Genomic DNA, 20,812 nt, shown 5'->3' on the forward strand with positions numbered 1-20,812 from the left:
CGGGGGCAGGAGGGGACAGGAGCGGACGGATGGAGCACTCCCGAACGGATTCGGCCATACGAGAGGCGGTACCCGGGCCCCGTGCCGGGTACGGGGCCCCCGCCGGCCGTTCCCGTGCCGGCGACCGGGACACGGAGGGCGGGGACCCCGACGACGCCTCCGGGCGATCACGGGTGATCGCCGCGCGTCCCACCGCGTCCGCTCCCGAGCGCCCACCGGGGGGCGCTCCCGCGGTACCGGTGCGCCACTGCGTGCGGGAGCAGGTGCTCACCGCCCTGCGCGGTGCCCTGGCCGAGGGCGGCCTGCGTCCCGGCGAGGTGCACTCCGCCCCCACCCTGGCCGCCCGCTGGGGCGTCTCGGCGGGACCGGTGCGCGAGGCGATGCACCAGCTGATGAGTGAGGGCACGGTCGAGGCGGTGCCCAACCGGGGATTCCGGATCTGCGGCCTGACCGACCGCGATCTCGCCGATCTCGCCGAACTGCGGGCGGCGCTGGAGGTGCCCGCGATCATGGCGCTGGCGCGGACCCTGCCCCCCTCCCACTGGGCCGGCCTGCGTGCGGCGGCCGACGCCACCGTGACCGCGGCCGGCCTCGGGGACGGCGCCGCCTACGCGGAGGCCGACCTGACCTTCCACCGGGAACTGCTCGCCCCCGCCGGCAACCGACAGTTGTCGGCGGTCACCCAGCACCTCCACCGTCGTTCCCAGGCGCCGATCATCGGACGGCCGCCACGCGGCGCGGCCGAATTGCTCGCCGACGCGCTGGAGCACGGAGCGCTGCTCGACGCGCTGGCCTCCGGCTCGACGGGCTGCGCGGAACGGATGGCCCGGGAGCACCTCACCGGCTGCTGAGCCGGGCCGGGGCCGGCGGGGCCCGGGCCACCGGGGCGTCCCGGGGTGTGCGGACCGCCCCGGCACGACCGGGAGGGGTGGGACGACGGGTCGTCCCCGGAGGCGCGCGAGTCGTGCACGGGGCGAACCGGTCCTTCCCCGAGCCACCGGGGGCGAACCACCCACGCCCCCCGACCGGTTCCGTCCGCTCCCGCCGACCGGTTCCGGCTCCGCGCGAAGCGGTCGCCGACGGAGTCGCGCCCCACGGGGCCGGGGCGAGGGGAAGCCGGAACGCGGCGCACCGGTCGTCGCCCCGCGCACCGGCTCACCCGCCCGCCGAACCCCCGGCGCCGGGAACGCGCCTACCGGTCGCGCTCCCCGTGGGGCGCCGGCTCCGGGAGAACCGGATCAACCGGGCCCAGCCGGGGTGCCAACCAGCGTGGCACCCCGCCCAGCATCCGGAACAGCCGCCGGGCCTCCTCCCGCAGCCGTTCCGCCTCCCGTCCCGACTCCACCGAGGCCAACGCCTCCAGTGCCGGCGCGATGCCCACCAGGAACCCCAGTTCCTCCCGCAGCCGCAACGACTCGCGGAAGGCACGGCGGGCCTCGCCGAGGTCGTCGGAGTGCAACGCCAGCCCGCCCAACTGCCGCCAGGTGCCGGAGAGCAGCAGCAGGTCGCCGCGGGCCGCCGCCGCGGCGTGCGCCCGCCGATAGGCCGCCTCGGCGCCCTGCGGGCCGTCGCTCAGGTACTCGCCGAGCAGTCCCCGCCGATAGTCCAGCAGGGCCCGCCGGGGACTGTCGGGGGGCAGCAGCGCGGCCGCCCGCCCCAGCGCGGCCCGGGCCTCGTCGGCGCGGTCCCGCACGCCCAGCAGTGTCGAGGCCCACGCCAGGTGGCCCCGCTCGCAGGCGGCGGCCCCGCGCCCCTCGTCGTCCGTCGGCACCGCCTCCACCGCCCGCAGGGCGTCCTCGGCCCGTTCCCACCCCTCACCGGTGTACAGGCAGCCCTCGCCCAGCAGCGCGGCCCGCAGCAGGGCCGCGCCCGGATCGCCGTCGCGTTCGGCGACCAGGTCGGCGGCCTCCTCCCAGCAGCCGCGGGAGCGGAGCCGCCACACCGCTCCCGTCAACGGGCCCCCGTCATCCGGCAGGTCTCCGTCCACCATGGCGGTGTCCGCCACTGTGCCCTCCCCTTGGCGCTTCTTCGAGCCGATGGTCTCCCCGCCGACACGCCGTGCCCCGACCGGATGGTGGGAACGTGCGGGGGGTGGTGCGGGTGCGGTTCGCCGAACCGCGATGCGGCGGGGACGACCGCCTGCCGCCGCGTCGGGGACGCGGCGGGCCGGGCATCCGTGCCGTTGGGGATGCATCTCAGCACGAGGTGAGCGGCCGGGCCAAGAGGGCGGGTGAACGCTTTCACAAGTGATCGATCTTCGTCACACCCGGACGGATCCCCTCCTCTCCGCTCCGGAACCTCCGGGGCTCCCGATCGACGCATCCCTTTCGTTGATTTCACCCGATTTCATTGGGGCCGGTCCGCCCCGTCCCCCGGGGTCCCGTCCTGCCCCGGGACGCCGCCGTAGCCCCTTCTCCGGACGGGCCGGCACCGCGCGCCGGAGCCGGTTTCCGCCGCCACGACGGCCGCGGTGCGCTCATCCGGGTACTTCGACGGCCACGGCTCCGACCACGGCCACGTCCTCGACGGGCCGTCGCCGGCCCCGGTCCCGTGGGCGGTGGCGGGGCCGATCGCGGCACTCGACGCAGAGGCGCCCGCGCGCCGGTGCCCGCGCCCCGCAGCGGGTGCGTCGGCGCCCGGAGCGCAGGCGCGCACCGGTGGTCACCGGCCGACACCTCCGACCGGACCGTCGTCCGCCGGAGGATCGTCCGGCGGTGGACCGGTCGGGGTGTGCATCCGCAGGGCCAGGAAGAAGTCGACCCGGTCCTCCCACCGGGTCGGGTCGCGCCCGGTCAGCTCCCCGATCCGTCGAATCCGGTAGCGCAGGGTGTTGACGTGCACGTGAAGGCGTTCGGCGCACCGGCTCCAGGAGCCGTCGGCCTCCAGGAACGCCCGCAGGGTCGGCAGCAGCTCCGCGTGCCGGCGCCGGTCGTAGGCCGACAGCGGGTCCAACAGCCGCGCGGTGAACGCGCGCCGCACCTCGGCCGGGACGAACGGCAGCAGCAGCACGTGCGAGGCCAACTCCCCGGGCCCCGCCCCGCCGACCGCCTCCCCCCGCGCGGCGGCCACCCGGCGGGCGTGCCGGGCCTCCTCCAGGGCACCGGCGAGGCCGTCGGCGGAGGCGACGGGGTCCGAGATGCCCACCCCCAGCCGGCAGCCGGGGCCCAGCGCGGCGGTCAGCGCCGGGCGGGCCGCGTCCAGCAGTGCGGCAGGGGTCAGGGCGGCAGGAGTCGGCGCGGCACGGAGCGGCGCGATCGGGTCGGTTCCCGGCGCCGGGTCGGGGAGCGGGGCGAGGAGGGCGACGGCCTCGCCGTCCACCTCGGTCACCACCGCCCCGGCCGGTCCACCGGGCGCCTCGGCCGACCCGGGGGCGCCGAACGCCCCGCCCGCCGTGTCCGCTCCACGCCGGAGGTCCTCCAGGAGGGCGGTCAGCAACAGGCGCGCGGTGCGGGCGTCGGAACGGGTGCCGCTCCCGTCGGTCTGCCCGTCCCGCTCCACCCGGGCGACCACCACCTGCCGTCCGCCGGGTTCGCGCCCGGAACGCCGGGGGAGCGGCGCGAGCAGGTCGAGCCGGGCCGCCACGGCGGCGGACGACGCGCCCGAGCGCGCCAGCTCGATCACCTCCCGGGCCAACCGTCGCCAGGCCGCGCCCGCCGCGTCGGCCCGGCGACGCTCCTCCGCCAGCAGCGCGGCGGTGGCGACCAGCAGCTCGACGCGTGGTCGCGGCCATCCGGCGGGGTCGCCCACCACGGCCAGCAGCTCCCCGGCCGGCCCGCCCGCGCCGAGCGGGGGAGGGGCGCCGTCCGGGCCGGTGGGCGCGACCGGGAAGAGGGCGTGGGGGACGCCCGCCACGGTCACCCGGGCGGGCGCGGTGCCTCCGGCCGCGACGGCCCCGGACCGGGCGCGCAGCAGCAGGGCCGCCAGCTCGGGTGGCGCCGGCTCGCCGGTGGTGTCCGCCGTGATCCGCCCGGTGGGGGAGACCAGGCGGGCCCGCGGCCCCGGCTCCGGCCCGCCGGTGAGCGGCCCGCCCCGTCGCCGTCGTTCCAGCACGGCGGCCAGTTCTCCGGCCGGGGTACCGGAGAGCCGCCGGGAGACGTACTCGGTGATGGTGGCGAAACCCACGGAGGTGTCCACGGCCAGCAGTGGCAGCCCGTGCCGGGCGCACGCCTCCACCAGGTCCGGGGGCACCGAACCCAGCTCGGCCTCACCGGCCGCCAGCGCGGCCACCCCCGCCCCGGCCAGGATCCGCACGAAGGGTTCGGCGTCGCCGGGGCCCCGCCACCAGGCCAGTCCGGTCAGCACCAGTTCGCCACCGACCAGGTAGCGACCGGGGTCGCGCAGGTCGGTGGTCATCGTCCCGCGCACGGGGCGGTCGGCGGAAAGCCGCCCGCCCAGCGGGCGCAGCCCCAGTTCGGGGACGTCGAGGAGGTCGCGCAGTCGCATCCGGGGCCCGGTTTCGTCGGCGGAGCGGGGCGGGACGGCCGGGGGCCGCGTCCGCTCCCGACGGGGTCTTCGTACGAATCTACAAGAGGTGTCCTCGGACGTAACACCGACTTGGGCGCATCGGTGTCTGCCGGTGGTGCCCGGACGCGCGATGTACTGGAGTGGCCGAGCCGGTGGGGGCGCGCGCAAGCGCGTCGCACCACCATCGGGGGAGTCCCGGGGCGGGGGCGAACCCGCCCGGCCCGGCCGCCCGGTGGAGGGGTGACGGATCACCGGAGGGCACCTCGGGGCGTCGCCGGGGCTCCGGCGGCGGTTCGCGAGAGGATCCGACGACCCGGCGCCCGCACTGCCCGGTATCCGGCCCCGGGAGCGGGGGGACGGCCGGGGAACGACGACGGACGAACGACGAGACGACGGAACACGGCAGGACGAGGGAGAGCGTGGTCATGGACTTCCTGCGCCCCGGCGGTTGGGAGGAGGCGCTGGCCGTGAAGGCCGAGCGCCCCGGCGCCCTGCCGATCGCGGGCGGCACCGACGTGATGGTGGAGATCAATCACGGCGGGCGTCGCCCGGAGGCGCTGCTCGACCTGTCCGGCATCGCCGAACTGCACGCCCTGGAGCACGAGCCGGCCGGAGCCGGCGACGCGCCCGCCGGCCGGGTCCGGCTGGGGGCCGCCGTCCCCTACACCCGCGTCATCGGGGAACTCGGTGCCGACCTGCCGGGCCTGGCCCTGGCCGCCCGCACCGTCGGCTCCCCCCAGATCCGCAATCGCGGCAGCGTCGGGGGCAACCTGGGCGCCGCCTCCCCCGCCGGGGACTGCCACCCCGCGCTGCTGGCCTCCGGCGCCGAGGTGGAGGCGGTATCGGTGCGCGGCACCCGGCACGTCCCCATCGACGACTTCTACCTCGGCGTCAAGCGCAACGCCCTGGCCCCCGACGAGCTGATCCGCTCGGTGCGCGTGCCCCGGGCGACCGGGCCGCAGCAGTTCTCCAAGGTCGGTCCGCGCAACGCCATGGTCATCGCGGTGTGCGCGGTCGCCGTCGCCCTGCACCCGGAACGGGGCACGGTGCGCACCGGCATCGGCTCCGCCGCCCCCACGCCGGTGCGGGCCCGGGAGGCGGAGGAGTACATCGCCGGGGTCCTCGCCGACGGCGACCTGTGGGAGCGGCGCGATCCGATCCCGCCGGCCGCCGCCGGCCGCTTCGCCGAACTGGTCGCCGACGCCTGTTCCCCCATCGACGACGTGCGCGGCACCGCCGCCTACCGCCGGCACGCGGTGGCGGTGATGGCCCGCCGCACCCTTCGATGGTGCTGGGACGCCCACCGCTCCGGCGCGTCCGACCCCCGACCGGAAGGAGGCGCGCCGTGCGCCTGAGGTGCACCGTCAACGGCCGCCCACGGGAGGCGGACGACGTCTGGGAGGGCGAGAGCCTGCTGTACGTGCTGCGCGAGCGGCTGGGGCTCCCCGGTTCGAAGAACGCCTGCGAGCAGGGCGAGTGCGGCTCCTGCACGGTCCGGCTGGACGGGGTGCCGGTGTGCGCCTGTCTGGTCGCCGCCGGCCAGGCCGAGGGGCGCGAGGTGATCACGGTGGAGGGCCTGCCCGCCCTGGCCGCGGCCCGTGCCGGCGGTGCTTCCGACGGAGGCCCGGGCACCGGGGAGCCGCCGGACGGGGCCCGGCGGGAGGCGGACCCGCCCCTGGCGCCGGTGCAGCGAGCCTTCCTCGATGCCGGTGCCGTGCAGTGCGGGTTCTGCACCCCCGGTCTGCTGGTCACCGCCGACGAACTCATCGAGCGCGACCCGCGACCCACCGACGCGGATATCCGGGAGGCCCTGGCCGGCAACCTCTGCCGCTGCACCGGCTACGAGAAGATCATGGACGCCGTGCGGCTGGCCGCCGAACGCACCGCCGCCGAACGTGTCACCGGTGGGGAGGGATGACCGACGTGTCCCGCACCCGCGCGCTCCCCGACGCCCCGGCCGCCCCCCGGACGACCCCCACCGACCCCGCCCCGGGCCCCCCGATCACCGGTGGCGTCGGCGCCTCCGCCCGCCGCCCCGACGGTGTCCCCAAGGTCACCGGTGACTTCGCCTACGCCTCCGACCTGTGGCACGAGTCCATGCTGTGGGGCCACACCCTGCGCAGTCCGCACGCCCACGCCTCGATCCGCGGCCTGGACGTCTCCGCCGCGCTCGCCGTACCGGGCGTGCACGCGGTGCTCACCCACGAGGACCTCCCCACCCGGGAGAGGAACTACGGGCTGGAGATCCGCGACACCCCCGTGCTCGCCCGCGACCGGGTCCGTTACCACGGCGAACCGGTCGCGCTGATCGCCGCCGACCACCCCGAGATCGCCCGCCGCGCCGCCGGCCTGGTCCGGGTGGAGTACGAGGAACTGCCGGTCGTGGTCGACGAGGCCACCGCCACCGCCCCCGACGCGCCGGTGTTGCACCCGGGCCGCACCGACGGTCACGCCGCGCACGTCGCGCATCCCAACATCGTGCACCGCCAGCCCGTCGTGCGCGGCGACGTGGCCGCCGGCCGGGCCCGCGCGGCCGTGATCGTCACCGGCGAATACGAGGTGGGGATGCAGGACCAGGCCTTCCTCGGGCCGGAGTCCGGTATGGCCGTCCCCGACGGCGAGGGCGGCGTGGACCTGTACGTCGCCACCCAATGGCTGCACGCCGACCTGTGGCAGATCGCCCCGGTCCTGGGGCTGCCCGAGGACCGGATCCGGATGACGCTCTCCGGCGTCGGCGGCGCCTTCGGTGGGCGCGAGGACCTGTCGATGCAGATCCACGCCTGTCTGCTGGCGCTGCGCACCGGCCGGCCGGTGAAGATGGTCTACGACCGCACCGAGTCCTTCTTCGGGCACGTCCACCGCCACCCGGCGCGGTTGCGCTATGAGCACGGCGCGGACCGCGAGGGCCGCCTCACCCACCTGACCGCCCGGATCGTCCTGGACGGCGGCGCCTACGCCTCCTCCTCCCCGGCGGTGGTCGGCAACGCGGCCTCCCTGGGTGCCGGTCCCTACGAGGTGGCGAACGTGGACATCGAGGCCCTGGCCCTGTTCACCAACAACCCGCCGTGCGGCGCGATGCGCGGCTTCGGCGCGGTCCAGGCCTGCTTCGCCTACGAGTCGCAGATGGACAAGCTGGCCGCGGCCCTGGACATGGACCCCGTCGAACTGCGCCGGCGCAACGCCATGTCGAAGGGCTCGGTCATGCCCACCGGGCAGGTGGTGGACTCCGCCGCGCCGGTCGCCGAACTGCTGGAGCGGGTCCGCCGCCGGCCGATGCCGCCGGAGCGTGTCCGGGAGGACGACGATTCGGCGGCATCGGCCTTCCCCGACCCGAGGGAGTTGCCCGGCGGCCTGTCGAACACCACCCGGGGCGAGGGCGTGGTGCGCGGTGTCGGCTACGCGGTCGGCATCAAGAACGTCGGCTTCTCCGAGGGCTTCGACGACTACTCCACCGCCCGGGTCGGGCTGCGGGTGGTCGGTGGCGAGCCGATGGTGAGCGTGCACACCGCCATGGCCGAGGTGGGCCAGGGCGGAGTGACGGTGCACGGCCAGATCGCCCGCACCGAACTGGGCGTCGAACGGGTGGTGATCCGGCCCGCCGACACCCGGGTCGGCTCGGCGGGCTCCACCTCGGCCTCCCGGCAGACCTACGTCACCGGCGGCGCGGTCCGAAACGCCTGCGTCCTGGTGCGCGAGCGGCTGATCGAACTGGCCCGCCGCCGTTTCGGCGGCGACGGCGACCCCGTCTGGTCCGACCCGGACCTGCGGCTGGCCGACGGCGCGATCGTCACCGCGACCGGGCGGCGACTGGCGGGCGTCGCGGAGACCCTGGACGGGGAGGTGATCGAGATCGAGCGCCGGTGGCGCCACCGCCCCACCGAGCCCTTCGACCCGCGCACCGGCCGGGGCAACGGCCACGTGCAGTACTCCTTCGCGGCCCACCGGGCCGTGGTGGAGGTGGACATCGACCTGGGCCTGGTCAAGGTCGTGGAACTGGCCTGCGCGCAGGACGTGGGACGGGCCCTCAACCCGCTGTCGGTGATCGGGCAGATCCAGGGCGGCACCGTACAGGGGCTGGGGCTGGCGGTGATGGAGGAGATCCTCGTCGGCGCGGACGCCCGGGTGCGCAACGCCTCCTTCACCGACTACCTGATCCCCACCATCCTGGACACCCCGACCATCCCGGTGGAGATCCTGGAGCTGGCCGACGAGCACGCCCCCTACGGGCTGCGCGGTGTCGGTGAGGCGCCGACCCTCTCCTCCACCCCGGCGGTGGTGGCCGCCATCCGGCGGGCCACCGGTCGGGCGCTGCACCGGGTGCCGGTCCGCCCCGAACACCTGGTGGACCTCCGGGCGTCCGCCCCCGGCGTCGGCGGGCCGGCGGACGGGCCCGCCGGCGTTCCGGCCGGGTACTGACGACGGATCGACGACGGATCGACGGAGGGGAGCCCCGGATGCTGGACATCGCGGCCGGACTGGCCGACTGGTGCGCGCGGGGCCGGTCCTTCGCCGTGGCCACCGTCGTCGGGGTGGACGGCAGCGCGCCGCGCGGCCCCGGCGCCGCCCTGGCCGTGGACGCCGACGGGGCCGTGCTCGGCGGGGTCTCCGGCGGCTGCGTGGAGGGCGAGGTGTACCGGCTGTGCCGGGAGGTGCTCGGGGCCGGCCGGTCCGCCCGGGAGCGGTTCGCCGCCCGGCCGGTCCCGGGCGCCCGGGACCGGCCGGGCAGCGAACCGCTCCCGCCGGGTTTCGAGCCGCTCGACTCGCTGGCACCGGCCCTGACCTGCGGCGGCACCATCGAGGTGATCGTCCTGCCCTACCCCGCCGACGATCCCCGTCGGAGCGCCCTGGCGGCGGCCCTGGCGGAACTGTCCGCCGAGCCGGGACCTCCGGGCGCGGGCCCCGATCCCGCCGGCGGCCGGGCCCTCGCCCTGGTGCGGGTCCCGGACGGGCCGGAGCGGCTGCGCGGCGGGCTGATGACGGTGCGCGGGGACGGCGGGTACTCCGGCGGACTCGGCGGCGGGGCGGCCCTCGACCGACGTGTCGCGACGGAGGCCGCGGCCCGGCTGGACCTCGGTCGCACCGGGCCGGTCACCGTTCCCGTCCCGCCCTCCCCCCTTCCGGCCGGTCGGGAGCCGGCCCCACCCGGGGCTTCCTGCGGGGGGACCGTCACCGTCCTGGTCGAGTGCCGTACACCCCCGCCCCGGTTGCTGGTGTTCGGCGCGGTGGACTTCGCCGCCGCGCTGGCCCGGGTGGGCCGCTTCCTGGGGATGCGGGTCACGGTCTGCGACGCCCGACCCGCCCTCACCACCCCCGCGCGTTTCCCCGACGCCCACGAGGTGGTGGTCGACCGGCCCGCCCGGCTGCTCGCCGCCGAGGCCGCCGCCGGCCGCCTGGACCGCCGCGCCGCCGTGTGCGTCCTCGGGCACGACCCGGCGTTCGACGTGCCGGTCCTCCGGGAGGCGCTGCGCCTGCCGGTCGGTTACGTCGGCGCGATGGGTTCGCGCCGCACCCACGAGGACCGCCTCCGTCGGCTCGCGGAGGCGGGCCTGCGCCCCGACGAGGTGGCCCGGCTGCGCTCGCCGATCGGCCTGGACCTGGGCGCGCGGACCCCGGAGGAGACGGCTCTCTCCATAGCGGCCGAGATCGTCGCCCTGCGGCGCGGCGGCACGGGCGAACCGTTGACCGGCACGGCCGGCCCCATCCACCGCGACCCCCCGCCCGCCCCCGGACCGGCCACGACTCCCGCTCCGGACCCCGCCGCGGCGGCCCCCTCCGGTGGTCCCGACCGCGCCCCGGGGCGGGTCGGATCGGGGCGTTCGGCCGACCGACCCCGCTCGGCCGGCCCCGGCTCGTTCAGTCCCCGTTCCCCGGGTCCCGCTCGCGCAACAGGTGGTCGGCCGGGTCGTTGACCGGCCGCGGCGTGCCCGTCAGGTCCATGACGAACAGCGGGAGTTGGAGTTCGTCCGCCCGGCTCCTGGCCTGCCGGTCGTAACCCGCCAGGGAGAAGGCGATCGGGGTCGCGCTCTCCGACAGGCCGTGCAGCCACAGCGTCTCGATGCCGCGCGCCCCCGTGGGGTGGGTGGCCGGGTTCACGGCGCCGACGATCTCCGGGCCGCGCAGGTCCACCCCGTCGGCGCTGCGCGGCGCGGAGGGCTTGACGTCCTCGAACCCCAGCCAGCGCAGGAACTGCGCCGCGCAGGCCACCGCGTCGTGGGCGGTGCGGATGGTCAGCGGCCGGAAGGCGGGGCGGTCCGGAGCGGAGGTCTCCTCGACCGGGGTCCCCTCGGTGAGGGTCAGCCGGATGGTGGCGCCGCAGGGGCAGATGAGCTCCGGTTGCGGCCAGTGCCCGTCGGCGCCACAGGAGTGGCAGGCGACCTCCGTCCAGGAGTCCTCCCAGGAACGGTGCCGCACCTCCACCGCCGTACCGCCGAGGGGGACGGGCACGGAGACCGGCGCGCCGCACACGCAGGGGTACTCGGGTGGGCTGTAGGCGTGTTCGCGACCACACACGGGACAGCGGACGGGAACGCTCTCGGTCAACTTCCCTCTCCCTTCCGGGCGGGGCCCGGGGCCGGCCACGGGAGGCCGACCTCCCCCTCCCCGGGACAGGATGGCACCCCCGGGCCGCCCCGCGCATCCGTCCGGCCGCGCCGTGTCACCGATGGCACCGAAGTCGGCCGAAACCCGGGCCGACCGGTGGGTCGGGAAGGCCGGCGCGAAGTGATCCGGCCGTCCGCCGACGAGCCCGAACCGATGGACCCACCCGCGGGTTTCCCCCTCCGCGGGCAACCGCCCACCCGCCCCGCCGGCGGGGCGGCCCCGGACTCCCGGGGAAGGACCGCGCGACCGGGTGGAGAGGGTGCCCGGGGTACGCGCCGACGGGTCGGGGGGAGGTGCCGGAAGGTGGTGGGACGTTCCGGCGCGCGGGGGGCGCTCCCGACCGGCGCGCGGAAGGCGCGCACGGCGCGCGAAGGGGTGCGTTCACCGGAATGTGACACGGATTTTCGCCCTCCGTATGGCGTAGTGCGCGGACAGTGATATTTACTGTCACCATTCGGTGCCCCGGGGGTGACGGCTCGTTCCCGCATCCCGGCGCGGGCGCCGGGGCATGTCACCGCGAAGGACTTCCCCGGGGAGGGCCGAGTTGGCCGCTTCACGCACCGAGGCAGGGTGTTCCGCACGCGTCGCCGTCGGCGACGCCCACACCGGGCGGGAGGATTCGGGGGCCGGGGGTGACCCACGCGCCCTCGCCCTGCGGGTCGCCGTGGCCGGGATGCGCGCCGCCCTGGCCGGACACCGCGCCCCGTTGACCGATCGGGGCGCCGCGGAGCGCGAGTTGGACCGTCTGGAGATCACCGCCCGTTCGCCGCGCCCCCACCCCGACGAGTTGGGGCACGGGCTGCTCATGGTCGTCGGGGCGGTGGGCTCGGTGCGGGCCCTGGCCGTGCCGGTGGCGGAGCTGCGGGCCGCGGTGGAGCTGTTCGGGGCCCGTCGCGGTCCCGGACCGGCGACCCGCCGGTCCGCCGGGTGGGGTCCGACCGGACCGGTCGGACCGGATCCGTCCCGCCCGGGGCGAGGGGCCGCCGCACCGGGTTAGGTTGACGGGGTGCGTCTGAGACTCGAATTCACGACCGAGCCGTTCGACCTGGAGGAACCCCCGGAACACGCCCGGGTGGCCCGGGCGCTGGTGGAGTCCGCGCCCCTGGATCGGGTGGAGGTCGGCCCCTTCGGCAACACGGTGGAGGGTGGTGCCGGGGTGGTGCTGGAGGTGGTCGACCGTCTGTTGCGCACGGCTCCGGAGGTCGGCGCCCACCGGATCTCCCTCCAGGTCACGGTCCTGGAGGGAACGGTCGCGGCCGTGGAGGGGGAAGGGCTGTGAGCGGCCTCCCGCACGGCGTCGACACCGATGGGGGCGACGCCTTCCTCGCGGCCGTGCGCCCCCTGGTCGACGCCATCGGGGGTGTCCTGTTGCCGGTCACCGAGGCCGATGGCGACGACGTGGTGCTGGAATGGGGTGGTCGGCGGATCGCGGCCGTCCGTCTGCCGCACCTCTCGGACTCCCTGGAACACCTCCTCAACGACCTGCGCCGCCGGTACGGTCGCCCGCTGGACGAACTGGACCGCCGTACCAAGCAGGCGGTGGTCCGCACGCTCGAGGCGCGGGGCGCCTTCACGGTCCGGCACGGCGTGGAGACGGTGGCCACCGCGCTGGGGGTCAGCCGTTTCACCGTCTACAACTACCTCAACCGCGAGAGCGCCGGGGGAGTCGCGGGGGCGGGGGAGCGGCCGGACCCGGCGGCCGGCCCGCCCGGCGGGCGAGGCGGGCCGATCCCGGGGCGATCGGAGTGAAGGTGAGGAAGCCGGGAACCCGGTGACGGCGACGCCCGACAGGTGGGCCGGGCGGTGACGTGTTCCACGGATTTTTCAACAAATTGTTGACGATGTGATCCGGGCTTGGTTCCCTGATCGTGTGACCCCACCCACCCCGGGTGCCCCCCGGAGCCTCGACGATCTCCCGGAGGAACGGGTCCGTGCCCTGCTGCGCGGAATCTGCTCCGCCGAGGAATGGGTGGACGCCGTTCTGGCCGCCCGCCCCCTCCCGGATGTCGCGGCCGCGTGCGCCGCCTCCGACGCCGCCGTCGCCGCGCTGTCGGAGGAGGGCCTGGACCGGGCCCTCGCCGGGCATCCGCCGATCGGTCGCCCCCGCCCGGGTGATCCGGTCTCCGCCCGGGAACAGCGCGGGACCGCCGACGCCTCCCCCGCCCTCCGGGCGGAACTGCTGGAGTTGAACCTCGCCTACCAGGGGCGCTTCGGCCACGTCTTCCTGATCCGTGCCACCGGCCGCACCGCCGAACAGATGCGCGACGCCCTGCGCGCCCGGTTGGACAACCCCCCGGAGGTCGAGCGGGAGGTGACGCGCGCCGAACTCGCCGCGATCAACCGTCTGCGGCTGGCCCGCCTCCACGTGCCGGTGCCCCCGGCGCCGGGCGGGACCACCGACGGCGCCGACGACCACCCCACCCCCGCGAACACCACCGGCCCGCCCCGACCGCCGGTCACCGAAGGAGAACCCCCGTGAACCCGTCGCCCCCCGCCGAGCCCGCCGACACCCCGGAGGCCACGGTCTCCACCCACGTGCTGGACACCGCCCGGGGCCGCCCCGCGCGCGGTGTCCCGGTGGCCCTGGTGACCCGGGCCCGCCCCGACGGGGAGTGGCGCCCCCACGCCGAGGGCACCACCGACGCCGACGGCCGTTGCGACGACTTCCCCCCGCTGCCGGACGGCACCGTCGCCGCCCGGCTGGTCTTCTCCACCGCACCCCACCTCGCCGCCGTCGGGGAGGGCGACACCCCGTTCTTCCCCGAGGTCGCGGTCGCCTTCGCGATCTCCCCGGCCGAGCACCACCACGTCCCGCTGCTGCTCGCCCCGCACGGCTACACCGTCTACCGAGGGAGCTGATCCCGGTGACCGCACCCCCCGCCTCCGGCCCGCCCGCCGCCCGCACCACCCCCGACCCCCTCCCCGGCGTGGTGCTCGGGCCCGCCCGCTACGGCAAGGCCGAGAACCGCGTCGTGCGCGTGGTCCGCGAGGGTCGGACCCACCACATCAAGGACCTCAACGTCTCCATCGCACTCGAGGGCGATCTGGAGGAAACCCACACCCTGGGCCGCAACGACAAGGTGCTGCCCACGGACACCACCAAGAACACCGTCTACGCCTTCGCCCGCGAACACGGCATCGCCTCGGCCGAGGCGTTCGCCCTGCTCCTGGCCCGCCACTTCGTCGCCGGTCAGGAGTCCATCCACCGGGCCCGGGTGCGGATAGAGGAATACACCTGGGACCGGATCGACCCCGGCGCCGCCACCACCGGCGGGGAACCCGACCCGCCCCGACACTCCTTCGTCCGCTCGGGCCGGGAGACCCGGATCGCGCAGGTCACGGTGGACGCCGAGGGCTGCGAGGTACTGGCCGGACTCACCGGTCTGACGGTGCTCAACACCACCGCCTCCGAGTTCCACGGCTTCGTCGAGGACCGCTACACGACGCTGGAGGAGACCTCGGACCGCGTCCTGGCCACCGAGGTCACCGCCCTGTGGCGGTACACCGCCCCCTCGTCCGGGTCGGCCGGGGCCGGGGGGCACGGGACCCGGGAGGACGCCGCGTCCGACTGGGACGCCCGCTGGACCGCCGCCCGCGACAGCCTGCTCACCGCCTTCGCCCGTACCCACTCGCTGTCGCTGCAGCAGACGCTCTACGAGATGGGCGGAAGCGTGGTGCGCGGTGTTCCCGGCGTGGTGGAGATACGGCTGTCCCTGCCCAACAGGCATCATTTCCCGGTCGATCTCTCGCCCTTCGGACTGAGGAACGACAACGAGGTCCACTTCGCGGCCGATCGCCCCTACGGATTGATCGAGGCGACCGTGCTGCGCGAGGGCACCACCGCCCGAATACCCCCGGACCTGACCAACGTCCTGTGAGCGGGGTCGCGCGACCGGCGCCGTCCCGCGGCGGTTCGGTGCGCGCGCCCGGAGAACCGGGAGTCGAGCAGGCCCACCGTCCCGAGAGCGGAGAACCCCATGGCGGACCGTCCCACGCCCCGGCGCCTGATCATCGAGAACTGCGCCGTCGCCACCGTCGACGCCGGCGACACCCGGTACGAGCGGGGTCACCTGGTGATCTCCGAGGGTGTGATCGAGGCGGTCGGCCCCGGACCCGCCCCGGAACCGCCGCCCGGCGAGGGGATACCCGGGCGGCGGGTGGACGCCGAGGGACATCTCGCCACCCCCGGCCTGGTCAACACCCACCACCACTTCTACCAGTGGCTCACCCGGGGCATGGCCACCGACCACAACCTCTTCGACTGGCTGGTGGCGCTCTACCCCGTGTGGGCGCGGATCGACGAACCGATGGTCGGCGCCGCCGCCCGGGCCTCGCTGGCGATGATGGCGCGGGGAGGCGTCACCACCGCCTCCGACCACCACTACATCTTCCCGCGCGGCTCCGGCGATCTGCTGGGGGCCACGATCACCGCCGGCCGCGAGGTCGGCATCCGGTTGACCGCGACCCGGGGATCCATGGACCGGGGCGAGTCCGACGGCGGCCTGCCCCCGGACTTCGCGGTCGAGTCCACCGAGGAGGCGCTGCGGGGCACCGAGGAGGCCGTGGACACCCACCACGACCCCTCCTTCGGCTCGATGCTGCACATCGCCGCCGCCCCCTGCTCGCCGTTCTCCGTCTCCACCGAACTGATGCGGGAGGCCGCCGTGTTGGCCCGCCGCAAGGGCGTGCGGCTGCACACCCACGGCTCGGAGACGGTGGAGGAGGAGAAGTTCTGCCACGAGTTGTTCGGGATGGGCCCGACCGACTACTTCGAGACCACCGGCTGGCTGGGGGAGGACGTGTGGATGGCCCACTGCGTCCACATGACCGACGCCGACATCGTCGCCTTCGCCCGCACCGGCACCGGCGTGGCGCACTGCCCCTCCTCCAACGCCCGCCTGGCCGCCGGCACAGCCCGGGTCCCCGACCTGCTGCGCGCCGGTGTCCCCGTCGGCCTGGGCGTGGACGGCACCGCCTCCAACGAGGCCGGTGAGCTGCACACCGAACTGCGCAACGCCCTGCTGGTCAACCGCCTGGGCCCGCACCGCGAGAAGGCCCTGACCGTGGACGACGCGCTGCGCCTGGCCACCATGGGCGGCGCCCGGGTGCTGGGGCGCGACGCCGAGATCGGCTCCCTGGAACCGGGCAAGCTCGCCGACCTGGTGCTGTGGCGCCTCGACGGACTGGGACACTCCACCATCGCCGATCCGGTGGCGGCCCTGGTGCTCGGCCCGCCCGCGCCGATATCCCTGGCCCTGGTGGGTGGGAAACCGGTGGTGGAGGACGGCCGGCTGCTCGGCGTCGACGAGGAGACCGTCGCCCGCGAGGCCCGCGCGCAGGCCCGCCGGCTGGCCGAGGCCGCGCCCTGAGCGACGCGGCCTCCGGCCCCCGGGCCGGCGTCCGTCAGCAGGCGCAGGCGGCGGAGTCGACCGGGGCGGTCAGTGGGTCCGCCGCGCGCCGCTCGGTGCCGGCGGGGGTTTCGACCGGGAAGCCCTCGCGGATCCAGTACTCGATTCCCCCGATCATCTCCTTGACCCGGTAGCCGAGCCGGGCGAGGGCGAGCGCCGCCCGCGCGGCGCCGTCGCAACCGGGCCCCCAGCAGTAGGTGATGACCGGGACCGTCGGGTCGAGCAGGTCGGGGGCCCGGGACGGGATGAGCGCGGTGGGGAGGTGCACCGCGCCCGGGACGCGGCCCTGCCGCCAGGCCGCGCTCCCGCGCGAATCGACCAGTACGAACCCCGGCTCGCCGGAGTCGAGTGAGGCGCGGACATCGGAGACATCCGTCCGGAAGGTGAGGAGGGCGCCGAAGAAGGCGGCGGCATCGGCGGGGGAAGCGGGCGGTACGCGCAGGGCGGGACTCGCATCGATATGGGTCATGGAAGAACGCTATGAGGCGTGGCCGTACACCGACACCGATAATCAATGGTCTTTCGCTCATGACGCCGGTGATCTCGTGGTAATCATCTCTGATGACCACCGAATCCATCGACGAGATCGACACGCGCATCCTGGACGTCCTGCAACGGGACGGTCGGGTCGGCTACGCCGAGTTGGCGCGGATCGTGTCCATGTCGGCCAGCGCCGTCACCGAACGGGTGCGACGGCTCGAGGAGAGCGGCGTGATCCGCGGCTACGCGGCCGTGGTGGACCCGGAGCGACTGGGGCTCGGCATCCTGGCCTTCGTCCGTCTGCGCTACCCGACGGGCAATTACAAGCCGTTCCGGGACCTGCTGGAGACCACACCCGAGATCCTCGAGGCCCACCACGTCACCGGCGAGGACTGCTTCGTGCTCAAGGTCCTCGCGCGCTCCATGCGCCACCTGGAGACGACGACGGGCCGCATCGCCGGCCTCGGCTCCGTCACCACCAGCGTGGTCTACTCCAGCCCGCTCCCGAGCCGCGCGATCACCGCGGCGGTTCCCCCGCCGGAGCGGCCCGGACGCCCTCGCGGACAGGCGTGACGCCTCCGGACCCGGCGCGGTTCGGCGGGCGGCGAGGACGGCCGCGTCGCGCCGTCGACCCGCGCCCCGGATCGGGGATCACCCGGCTCCGGGCGGGCGGCCGGCCTCCGCCCGGCGCCGCACCGCGGCCAGGAGACGGCGCACCCCCACCGCGTGACCGCCGCCGCGAATGACGGCGAGCCGGTAGGCGCGTCCCGTCGGGCCGGGGAAGACGGCCCGGGTCTCCGCCCGCAGCCGTGAGCGCCCGGGGCCGAGCGGCTCGATCCGGAAGAGGAGCGCGTAGGTCGAGAAGCGGTGGCGTCCGGTCAGGACCACCTCGCGGTCCGCGACCACCCGGGCCACCCGGAACCCCGGCAGCGTCGAGCCCTCCACGAACGGCCGCGGTCCGCCCGCCGTCCGCTCCGCGCACCCCACCAGGGCCGCGTACCGGGTGGCGGCGGGACGGCCGAAGGAGCGCTCCAGCGTCTCCTCCAGCGCGCGCAGCACCTCCTCCGGAGCGGCCCCCACCACGGTGAGACGCTCGTCCACCCGCGGCAGTCCGTCGTGCTCCTCACCCATCGCCGCGCGTCCTGTCCCGCACCTCGGGGAGAGCCCGGAAGCCGGCCGGGACACAGGTGGCGACACCGCCGACATCGGCGCTCGGCGTACAGACGAACACGCTCGACGAGCCCATCTCCCGCGGGGCCACCGCCGCCGCGGGAGTGCTCGCCCTCCCCTCCGGCAGGACGCCGCACCCCGGGTCGCTCACGTCCCCGACCGGGCGCCGCGCCGGCTCCTCGTCCCGTGCGGCCTCCGGCGCGATCGCCGGGCGCGACAGGCGGCGCCCGTCCAGCAGCCCGACGGCGAGGATCCGTCCGTCCCGGCTCCGGGTCCGGACCGCCGCTGTCGCCTCCGCGTCGAACCGGTGGAACCACCCGAGGTCCCCCGGCCGCGACCGCGCCGGCGCCCCGTCGTCCCGCCACTCCCGCAGGGCCTCCCCGGCCGCGCCCACCTCGTCCGCTCCCGGCCCGCCCGACACGATCGTCATGCCCCGCATCCGACATCATCCGGTGTCGTTCCGCACCCGGGTTTCCGGCCGATCGGCGAACGGGGGAACCGGGGACCCCGGGGGCGCCGGCTCGAAACGTTCGGCACCCGCCGGGGCGGCGGAAGCGGTCGGTGAGCCGGTGGAGAATGTCCCCGGCACCCGTGCGCCGGGGGAAGGGCGGGGAGGGTCGGTGGAGGAGCGGGGAGCCACCGCGTCCCCGTCGCGGAACCGACGGGATGCCGGAACCGACCACGGGAGACGCCGTCCATGAGTGGGACCCGAGCCCTCGCGCGGATGTACCGACGCTTCGGTGAGGTCGACGCCGCGGGGGAATCGCCGCTGTACGAGCGCGTGGCCGTCGCCCTGAGCGGGGCCGAGGAGGCGCTGCGCGCCATCGGGGCGGTGCCGGCGCGCCGACGGAACCCCCGGGTGATCCTCGCCGCGCTGCACGACCTCGCCCTCGCCGGGCGTGCTCCGGCGCTTGCCGCGTCCTACGCCGTCGGGGACGGCGACGCCGCCGCCGCTGCGGCGATCGACACGCTGCTGCGCATGACCGACGCGGTCGTGGCCGTCGCCGTGCGTCGGAAGGTGCGAACCGATGAGACCGGACGCCACGCCGTGCTGTACCCGGCCATCGCCGAGGCGGCGCGCCGGACGGGCGCGAGCGCGGTCGGACTGATCGACGCGGACTGTTCGGCCGGGTTCAACCTCACCGTCGATCGCGTTCGCGTCACGTACGGTGACGGCGTGTCGCTGGGTGACCCGTTCTCCCCGGTCCGAATTCCGGCCTCGATCGTGGCCGGCCGATCCGTCCCGACCCGGGCGATGCCCCGGGTCGTCACCCGGATCGGCATCGACACCGAACCGCTCGACGTGACCGACCCGGACGACGCCGGGTGGCTGCGCGCCTGCCTGTGGCCGGACCGGCCCGATCGGGTGGAGCGACTCGCGGGGCTCGAAGCGGAGACGGCGTTGACCGCGAAGGCCGCGCCGCTGCTGCTGCGGGGCGACGCCGTCCGGATGCTGCCCGATGCCCTCGCCCGGGTGCCGGCGGACGCCCTGCCCGTCGTCACCACCACATGGGCGCTGTCGCGCTTCCCACCGGAGAGCCGCCTGCGCTTCCTGCACCACCTTCATGAGGCGGCGACCGGACGGCCGGTGGCGTGGGTGTCGGCGGAAGGGGTCGGCGTCGCGCCGACGATACCCACCCTCGGCGATCGCCGCGCCTCCGGCCACAGCATCATCGGCCTCGTGGTCCTCGACCGGTCGGCCCCTCGACCGGTGACGGTCGAGGCTCTGGGCCGTTGCTGGTCACGGGGCCGCGTGGTGGCGTGGACCGCGACCCCCCGGAACACCGACCACGGCTCGTGACCCCACCGGCGTCCCGGACCGTCGGGGAGCCGGTCCCGGTGGGGGCCGGCCGTCCCCCGGAGTGGCGCCGGGAGCAGTCGATGTTCAACCGTCATGCCCCGTGGTGGGGTTCGGCGCGCGGTACGGCCCCCGCGAGCCGTTCCGTCGGCAGCCGCGTTCCGATGACGATGTCGGCGGGTGGGGTTACGCTCCGGCCACCGGCCACCGGCCACCGGCCACGTGAGTCCCCTCCCGTCTTCCCGTCCCCTCGCACCGACGGACACCGCCGGCCGCGTCCGTCGACGAACCCGGAGCAGCCCATGACGCCACCCGGCCCCGTGACCCGCGATGTCCTGCGCACCCTCGACGAGGTGCGGTCCCGCACCCTCGCCCGCCTCGACGGCCTCACCGACGCCGAATACCTGTGGGAGCCCGTCGCCCCGTGCCTGACGATCCGGCGGGACGAGGAGGGTGTTCTCCGTGCCGACCGGCCGTCCCCGGACGATTCCCGGCCGGCGCCGTTCACCACGATCGCCTGGCGGATGTGGCACATCGGGGCGGACTGCCTGCGCGGCTACGGTCGTTTCTTCGGGGACGAGCCCCCGGCGGAGACGCGGTACACGTGGCCGGGCACGGCGACCGGGGGCATCCGGGCGCTCGACGGGGAGTGGTCCCGGTTCCGCGCCCGGGTCGAAACCCTCGACGACGACGGTCTCCCGCGGCCCATGGGGGCGCAGGCCGGTCCCTACGCCGACAGCACCTATCTGTTGTTGGTCCTCCACGCCCTGGACGAGGCCGCCCACCACGGGGCCGAACTCGGCGTTCTCCGCGACCTCCACCTCCACGGTTTCGCGGCCGGTGGGGCCGGTGGGGCCGGTGGGGGAGTCGGCACCCCGGGCTGACCTCCGGG

At 75.9% G+C, this 20,812-nt stretch carries 21 protein-coding genes; 15 read left to right on the forward strand and 6 right to left on the reverse strand.

The window, feature by feature from the left end:
- Positions 1-251 precede the first annotated feature (251 nt).
- Complete coding sequence (locus tag LZF96_RS18370) at positions 252-851, forward strand: GntR family transcriptional regulator (RefSeq protein ID WP_308294235.1); 600 nt, start codon at positions 252-254, stop codon at positions 849-851.
- A gap of 341 nt (positions 852-1,192) precedes the next feature.
- Here LZF96_RS18370 and LZF96_RS18375 read toward each other — a convergent pair whose 3' ends face one another.
- Positions 1,193-1,990 (reverse strand): hypothetical protein, encoded by a 798-nt coding sequence (locus LZF96_RS18375; RefSeq protein WP_233873759.1) that lies wholly within the window; start codon positions 1,988-1,990, stop codon positions 1,193-1,195.
- A 671-nt stretch (positions 1,991-2,661) separates the two neighbouring features.
- Positions 2,662-4,443, reverse strand: a complete 1,782-nt coding sequence (locus LZF96_RS18380) for a helix-turn-helix domain-containing protein (RefSeq protein WP_233873628.1) — start codon at positions 4,441-4,443, stop codon at positions 2,662-2,664.
- A 446-nt stretch (positions 4,444-4,889) separates the two neighbouring features.
- Here LZF96_RS18380 and LZF96_RS18385 point away from each other — a divergent pair, with 446 nt between their 5' ends.
- Genes LZF96_RS18385 through LZF96_RS18400 form a run of 4 tightly spaced genes read left to right on the forward strand, consistent with a single transcriptional unit; the run spans position 4,890 to position 10,373 of the window.
- Positions 4,890-5,819 carry a xanthine dehydrogenase family protein subunit M gene (locus LZF96_RS18385; protein WP_233873632.1) on the forward strand — a complete coding sequence of 310 codons (930 nt, stop codon included), beginning with the start codon at positions 4,890-4,892 and terminating at the stop codon, positions 5,817-5,819.
- Positions 5,810-6,382, forward strand: coding sequence for a (2Fe-2S)-binding protein (locus LZF96_RS18390; RefSeq protein ID WP_233873635.1), 573 nt, complete (start codon positions 5,810-5,812; stop codon positions 6,380-6,382). The genes LZF96_RS18385 and LZF96_RS18390 overlap by 10 nt, the downstream gene beginning before the upstream one ends.
- On the forward strand, positions 6,379-8,880 hold the full coding sequence (pucD, locus tag LZF96_RS18395; protein ID WP_233873638.1) for a xanthine dehydrogenase subunit D: 2,502 nt from the start codon (positions 6,379-6,381) through the stop codon (positions 8,878-8,880). Before LZF96_RS18390 ends, pucD begins: the two co-directional genes overlap by 4 nt.
- Before the next feature lie 38 nt (positions 8,881-8,918).
- Complete coding sequence (locus tag LZF96_RS18400; protein WP_233873641.1) at positions 8,919-10,373, forward strand: XdhC family protein; 1,455 nt, start codon at positions 8,919-8,921, stop codon at positions 10,371-10,373.
- Here the strand turns inward: LZF96_RS18400 and LZF96_RS18405 are convergent.
- Positions 10,318-11,004, reverse strand: coding sequence for a hypothetical protein (locus LZF96_RS18405; RefSeq protein WP_233873644.1), 687 nt, complete (start codon positions 11,002-11,004; stop codon positions 10,318-10,320). The two genes, LZF96_RS18400 and LZF96_RS18405, sit on opposite strands and share 56 nt — an antisense overlap.
- A 604-nt stretch (positions 11,005-11,608) precedes the next feature.
- On the opposite strand from LZF96_RS18405, the gene LZF96_RS18410 reads away from it, so the two are divergent.
- The 7 genes from LZF96_RS18410 (at position 11,609) to LZF96_RS18440 (ending at position 16,433) form a co-directional block, all read left to right on the forward strand.
- On the forward strand, positions 11,609-12,061 hold the full coding sequence (locus LZF96_RS18410) for a DUF5955 family protein (RefSeq protein WP_233873647.1): 453 nt from the start codon (positions 11,609-11,611) through the stop codon (positions 12,059-12,061).
- Between the two features lie 9 nt (positions 12,062-12,070).
- On the forward strand, positions 12,071-12,343 hold the full coding sequence (locus LZF96_RS18415; RefSeq protein WP_233873650.1) for a thiamine-binding protein: 273 nt from the start codon (positions 12,071-12,073) through the stop codon (positions 12,341-12,343).
- Positions 12,340-12,813, forward strand: coding sequence for a helix-turn-helix domain-containing protein (locus LZF96_RS18420; protein ID WP_233873654.1), 474 nt, complete (start codon positions 12,340-12,342; stop codon positions 12,811-12,813). Before LZF96_RS18415 ends, LZF96_RS18420 begins: the two co-directional genes overlap by 4 nt.
- 121 nt (positions 12,814-12,934) lie before the next feature.
- Positions 12,935-13,543 (forward strand): 2-oxo-4-hydroxy-4-carboxy-5-ureidoimidazoline decarboxylase, encoded by a 609-nt coding sequence (gene uraD, locus LZF96_RS18425; RefSeq protein ID WP_308294236.1) that lies wholly within the window; start codon positions 12,935-12,937, stop codon positions 13,541-13,543.
- Entirely contained in the window at positions 13,540-13,923 is a 384-nt protein-coding gene (gene uraH, locus LZF96_RS18430) for a hydroxyisourate hydrolase (protein ID WP_233873657.1), read from the forward strand. Before uraD ends, uraH begins: the two co-directional genes overlap by 4 nt.
- A 5-nt stretch (positions 13,924-13,928) precedes the next feature.
- Complete coding sequence (gene pucL / locus LZF96_RS18435) at positions 13,929-14,942, forward strand: factor-independent urate hydroxylase (RefSeq protein WP_374203270.1); 1,014 nt, start codon at positions 13,929-13,931, stop codon at positions 14,940-14,942.
- A gap of 99 nt (positions 14,943-15,041) precedes the next feature.
- Positions 15,042-16,433, forward strand: coding sequence for an 8-oxoguanine deaminase (locus LZF96_RS18440; RefSeq protein ID WP_233873660.1), 1,392 nt, complete (start codon positions 15,042-15,044; stop codon positions 16,431-16,433).
- A gap of 34 nt (positions 16,434-16,467) precedes the next feature.
- Here LZF96_RS18440 and LZF96_RS18445 read toward each other — a convergent pair whose 3' ends face one another.
- Positions 16,468-16,941, reverse strand: a complete 474-nt coding sequence (locus LZF96_RS18445; RefSeq protein ID WP_233873663.1) for a rhodanese-like domain-containing protein — start codon at positions 16,939-16,941, stop codon at positions 16,468-16,470.
- Positions 16,942-17,033: 92 nt separating this feature from the next.
- Here LZF96_RS18445 and LZF96_RS18450 point away from each other — a divergent pair, with 92 nt between their 5' ends.
- Entirely contained in the window at positions 17,034-17,525 is a 492-nt protein-coding gene (locus LZF96_RS18450; protein ID WP_233873667.1) for an Lrp/AsnC family transcriptional regulator, read from the forward strand.
- A 78-nt stretch (positions 17,526-17,603) separates the two neighbouring features.
- Here LZF96_RS18450 and LZF96_RS18455 read toward each other — a convergent pair whose 3' ends face one another.
- Both LZF96_RS18455 and LZF96_RS18460 read right to left on the reverse strand, forming a co-directional pair.
- The gene (locus LZF96_RS18455) at positions 17,604-18,083 is read right to left on the reverse strand and encodes a hypothetical protein (RefSeq protein ID WP_233873670.1); all 480 of its coding nucleotides are present in this window, start codon (positions 18,081-18,083) and stop codon (positions 17,604-17,606) included.
- A complete protein-coding gene (locus LZF96_RS18460; RefSeq protein ID WP_233873673.1) occupies positions 18,076-18,552 on the reverse strand; it encodes a hypothetical protein in 477 nt (158 codons plus the stop codon). Before LZF96_RS18460 ends, LZF96_RS18455 begins: the two co-directional genes overlap by 8 nt.
- A 267-nt stretch (positions 18,553-18,819) precedes the next feature.
- Here LZF96_RS18460 and LZF96_RS18465 point away from each other — a divergent pair, with 267 nt between their 5' ends.
- On the forward strand, positions 18,820-19,923 hold the full coding sequence (locus LZF96_RS18465) for a DUF2332 domain-containing protein (RefSeq protein WP_233873676.1): 1,104 nt from the start codon (positions 18,820-18,822) through the stop codon (positions 19,921-19,923).
- Between the two features lie 299 nt (positions 19,924-20,222).
- Positions 20,223-20,804 (forward strand): DinB family protein, encoded by a 582-nt coding sequence (locus LZF96_RS18470; RefSeq protein WP_233873679.1) that lies wholly within the window; start codon positions 20,223-20,225, stop codon positions 20,802-20,804.
- Positions 20,805-20,812 lie beyond the last annotated feature (8 nt).

Source organism: Streptomyces sp. ST2-7A (assembly GCF_021390475.1).
GTDB lineage: Bacteria > Actinomycetota > Actinomycetes > Streptomycetales > Streptomycetaceae > Streptomyces.

Bases quoted from the DNA above. Each gene is read 5' to 3' on its own strand.
- LZF96_RS18465 (WP_233873676.1), top strand. From the start codon at position 18,820: ATGAGTGGGACCCGAGCCCTCGCGCGGATGTACCGACGCTTCGGTGAG.
- LZF96_RS18440 (WP_233873660.1), top strand. From the start codon at position 15,042: ATGGCGGACCGTCCCACGCCCCGGCGCCTGATCATCGAGAACTGCGCC.
- LZF96_RS18385 (WP_233873632.1), top strand. From the start codon at position 4,890: ATGGACTTCCTGCGCCCCGGCGGTTGGGAGGAGGCGCTGGCCGTGAAG.
- LZF96_RS18460 (WP_233873673.1), bottom strand. From the start codon at position 18,552: ATGACGATCGTGTCGGGCGGGCCGGGAGCGGACGAGGTGGGCGCGGCC.
- LZF96_RS18455 (WP_233873670.1), bottom strand. From the start codon at position 18,083: ATGGGTGAGGAGCACGACGGACTGCCGCGGGTGGACGAGCGTCTCACC.
- LZF96_RS18380 (WP_233873628.1), bottom strand. From the start codon at position 4,443: ATGCGACTGCGCGACCTCCTCGACGTCCCCGAACTGGGGCTGCGCCCG.
- LZF96_RS18470 (WP_233873679.1), top strand. From the start codon at position 20,223: ATGACGCCACCCGGCCCCGTGACCCGCGATGTCCTGCGCACCCTCGAC.
- LZF96_RS18375 (WP_233873759.1), bottom strand. From the start codon at position 1,990: ATGGTGGACGGAGACCTGCCGGATGACGGGGGCCCGTTGACGGGAGCG.
- LZF96_RS18450 (WP_233873667.1), top strand. From the start codon at position 17,034: ATGACCACCGAATCCATCGACGAGATCGACACGCGCATCCTGGACGTC.
- pucD (WP_233873638.1), top strand. From the start codon at position 6,379: ATGACCGACGTGTCCCGCACCCGCGCGCTCCCCGACGCCCCGGCCGCC.
- LZF96_RS18400 (WP_233873641.1), top strand. From the start codon at position 8,919: ATGCTGGACATCGCGGCCGGACTGGCCGACTGGTGCGCGCGGGGCCGG.
- LZF96_RS18445 (WP_233873663.1), bottom strand. From the start codon at position 16,941: ATGACCCATATCGATGCGAGTCCCGCCCTGCGCGTACCGCCCGCTTCC.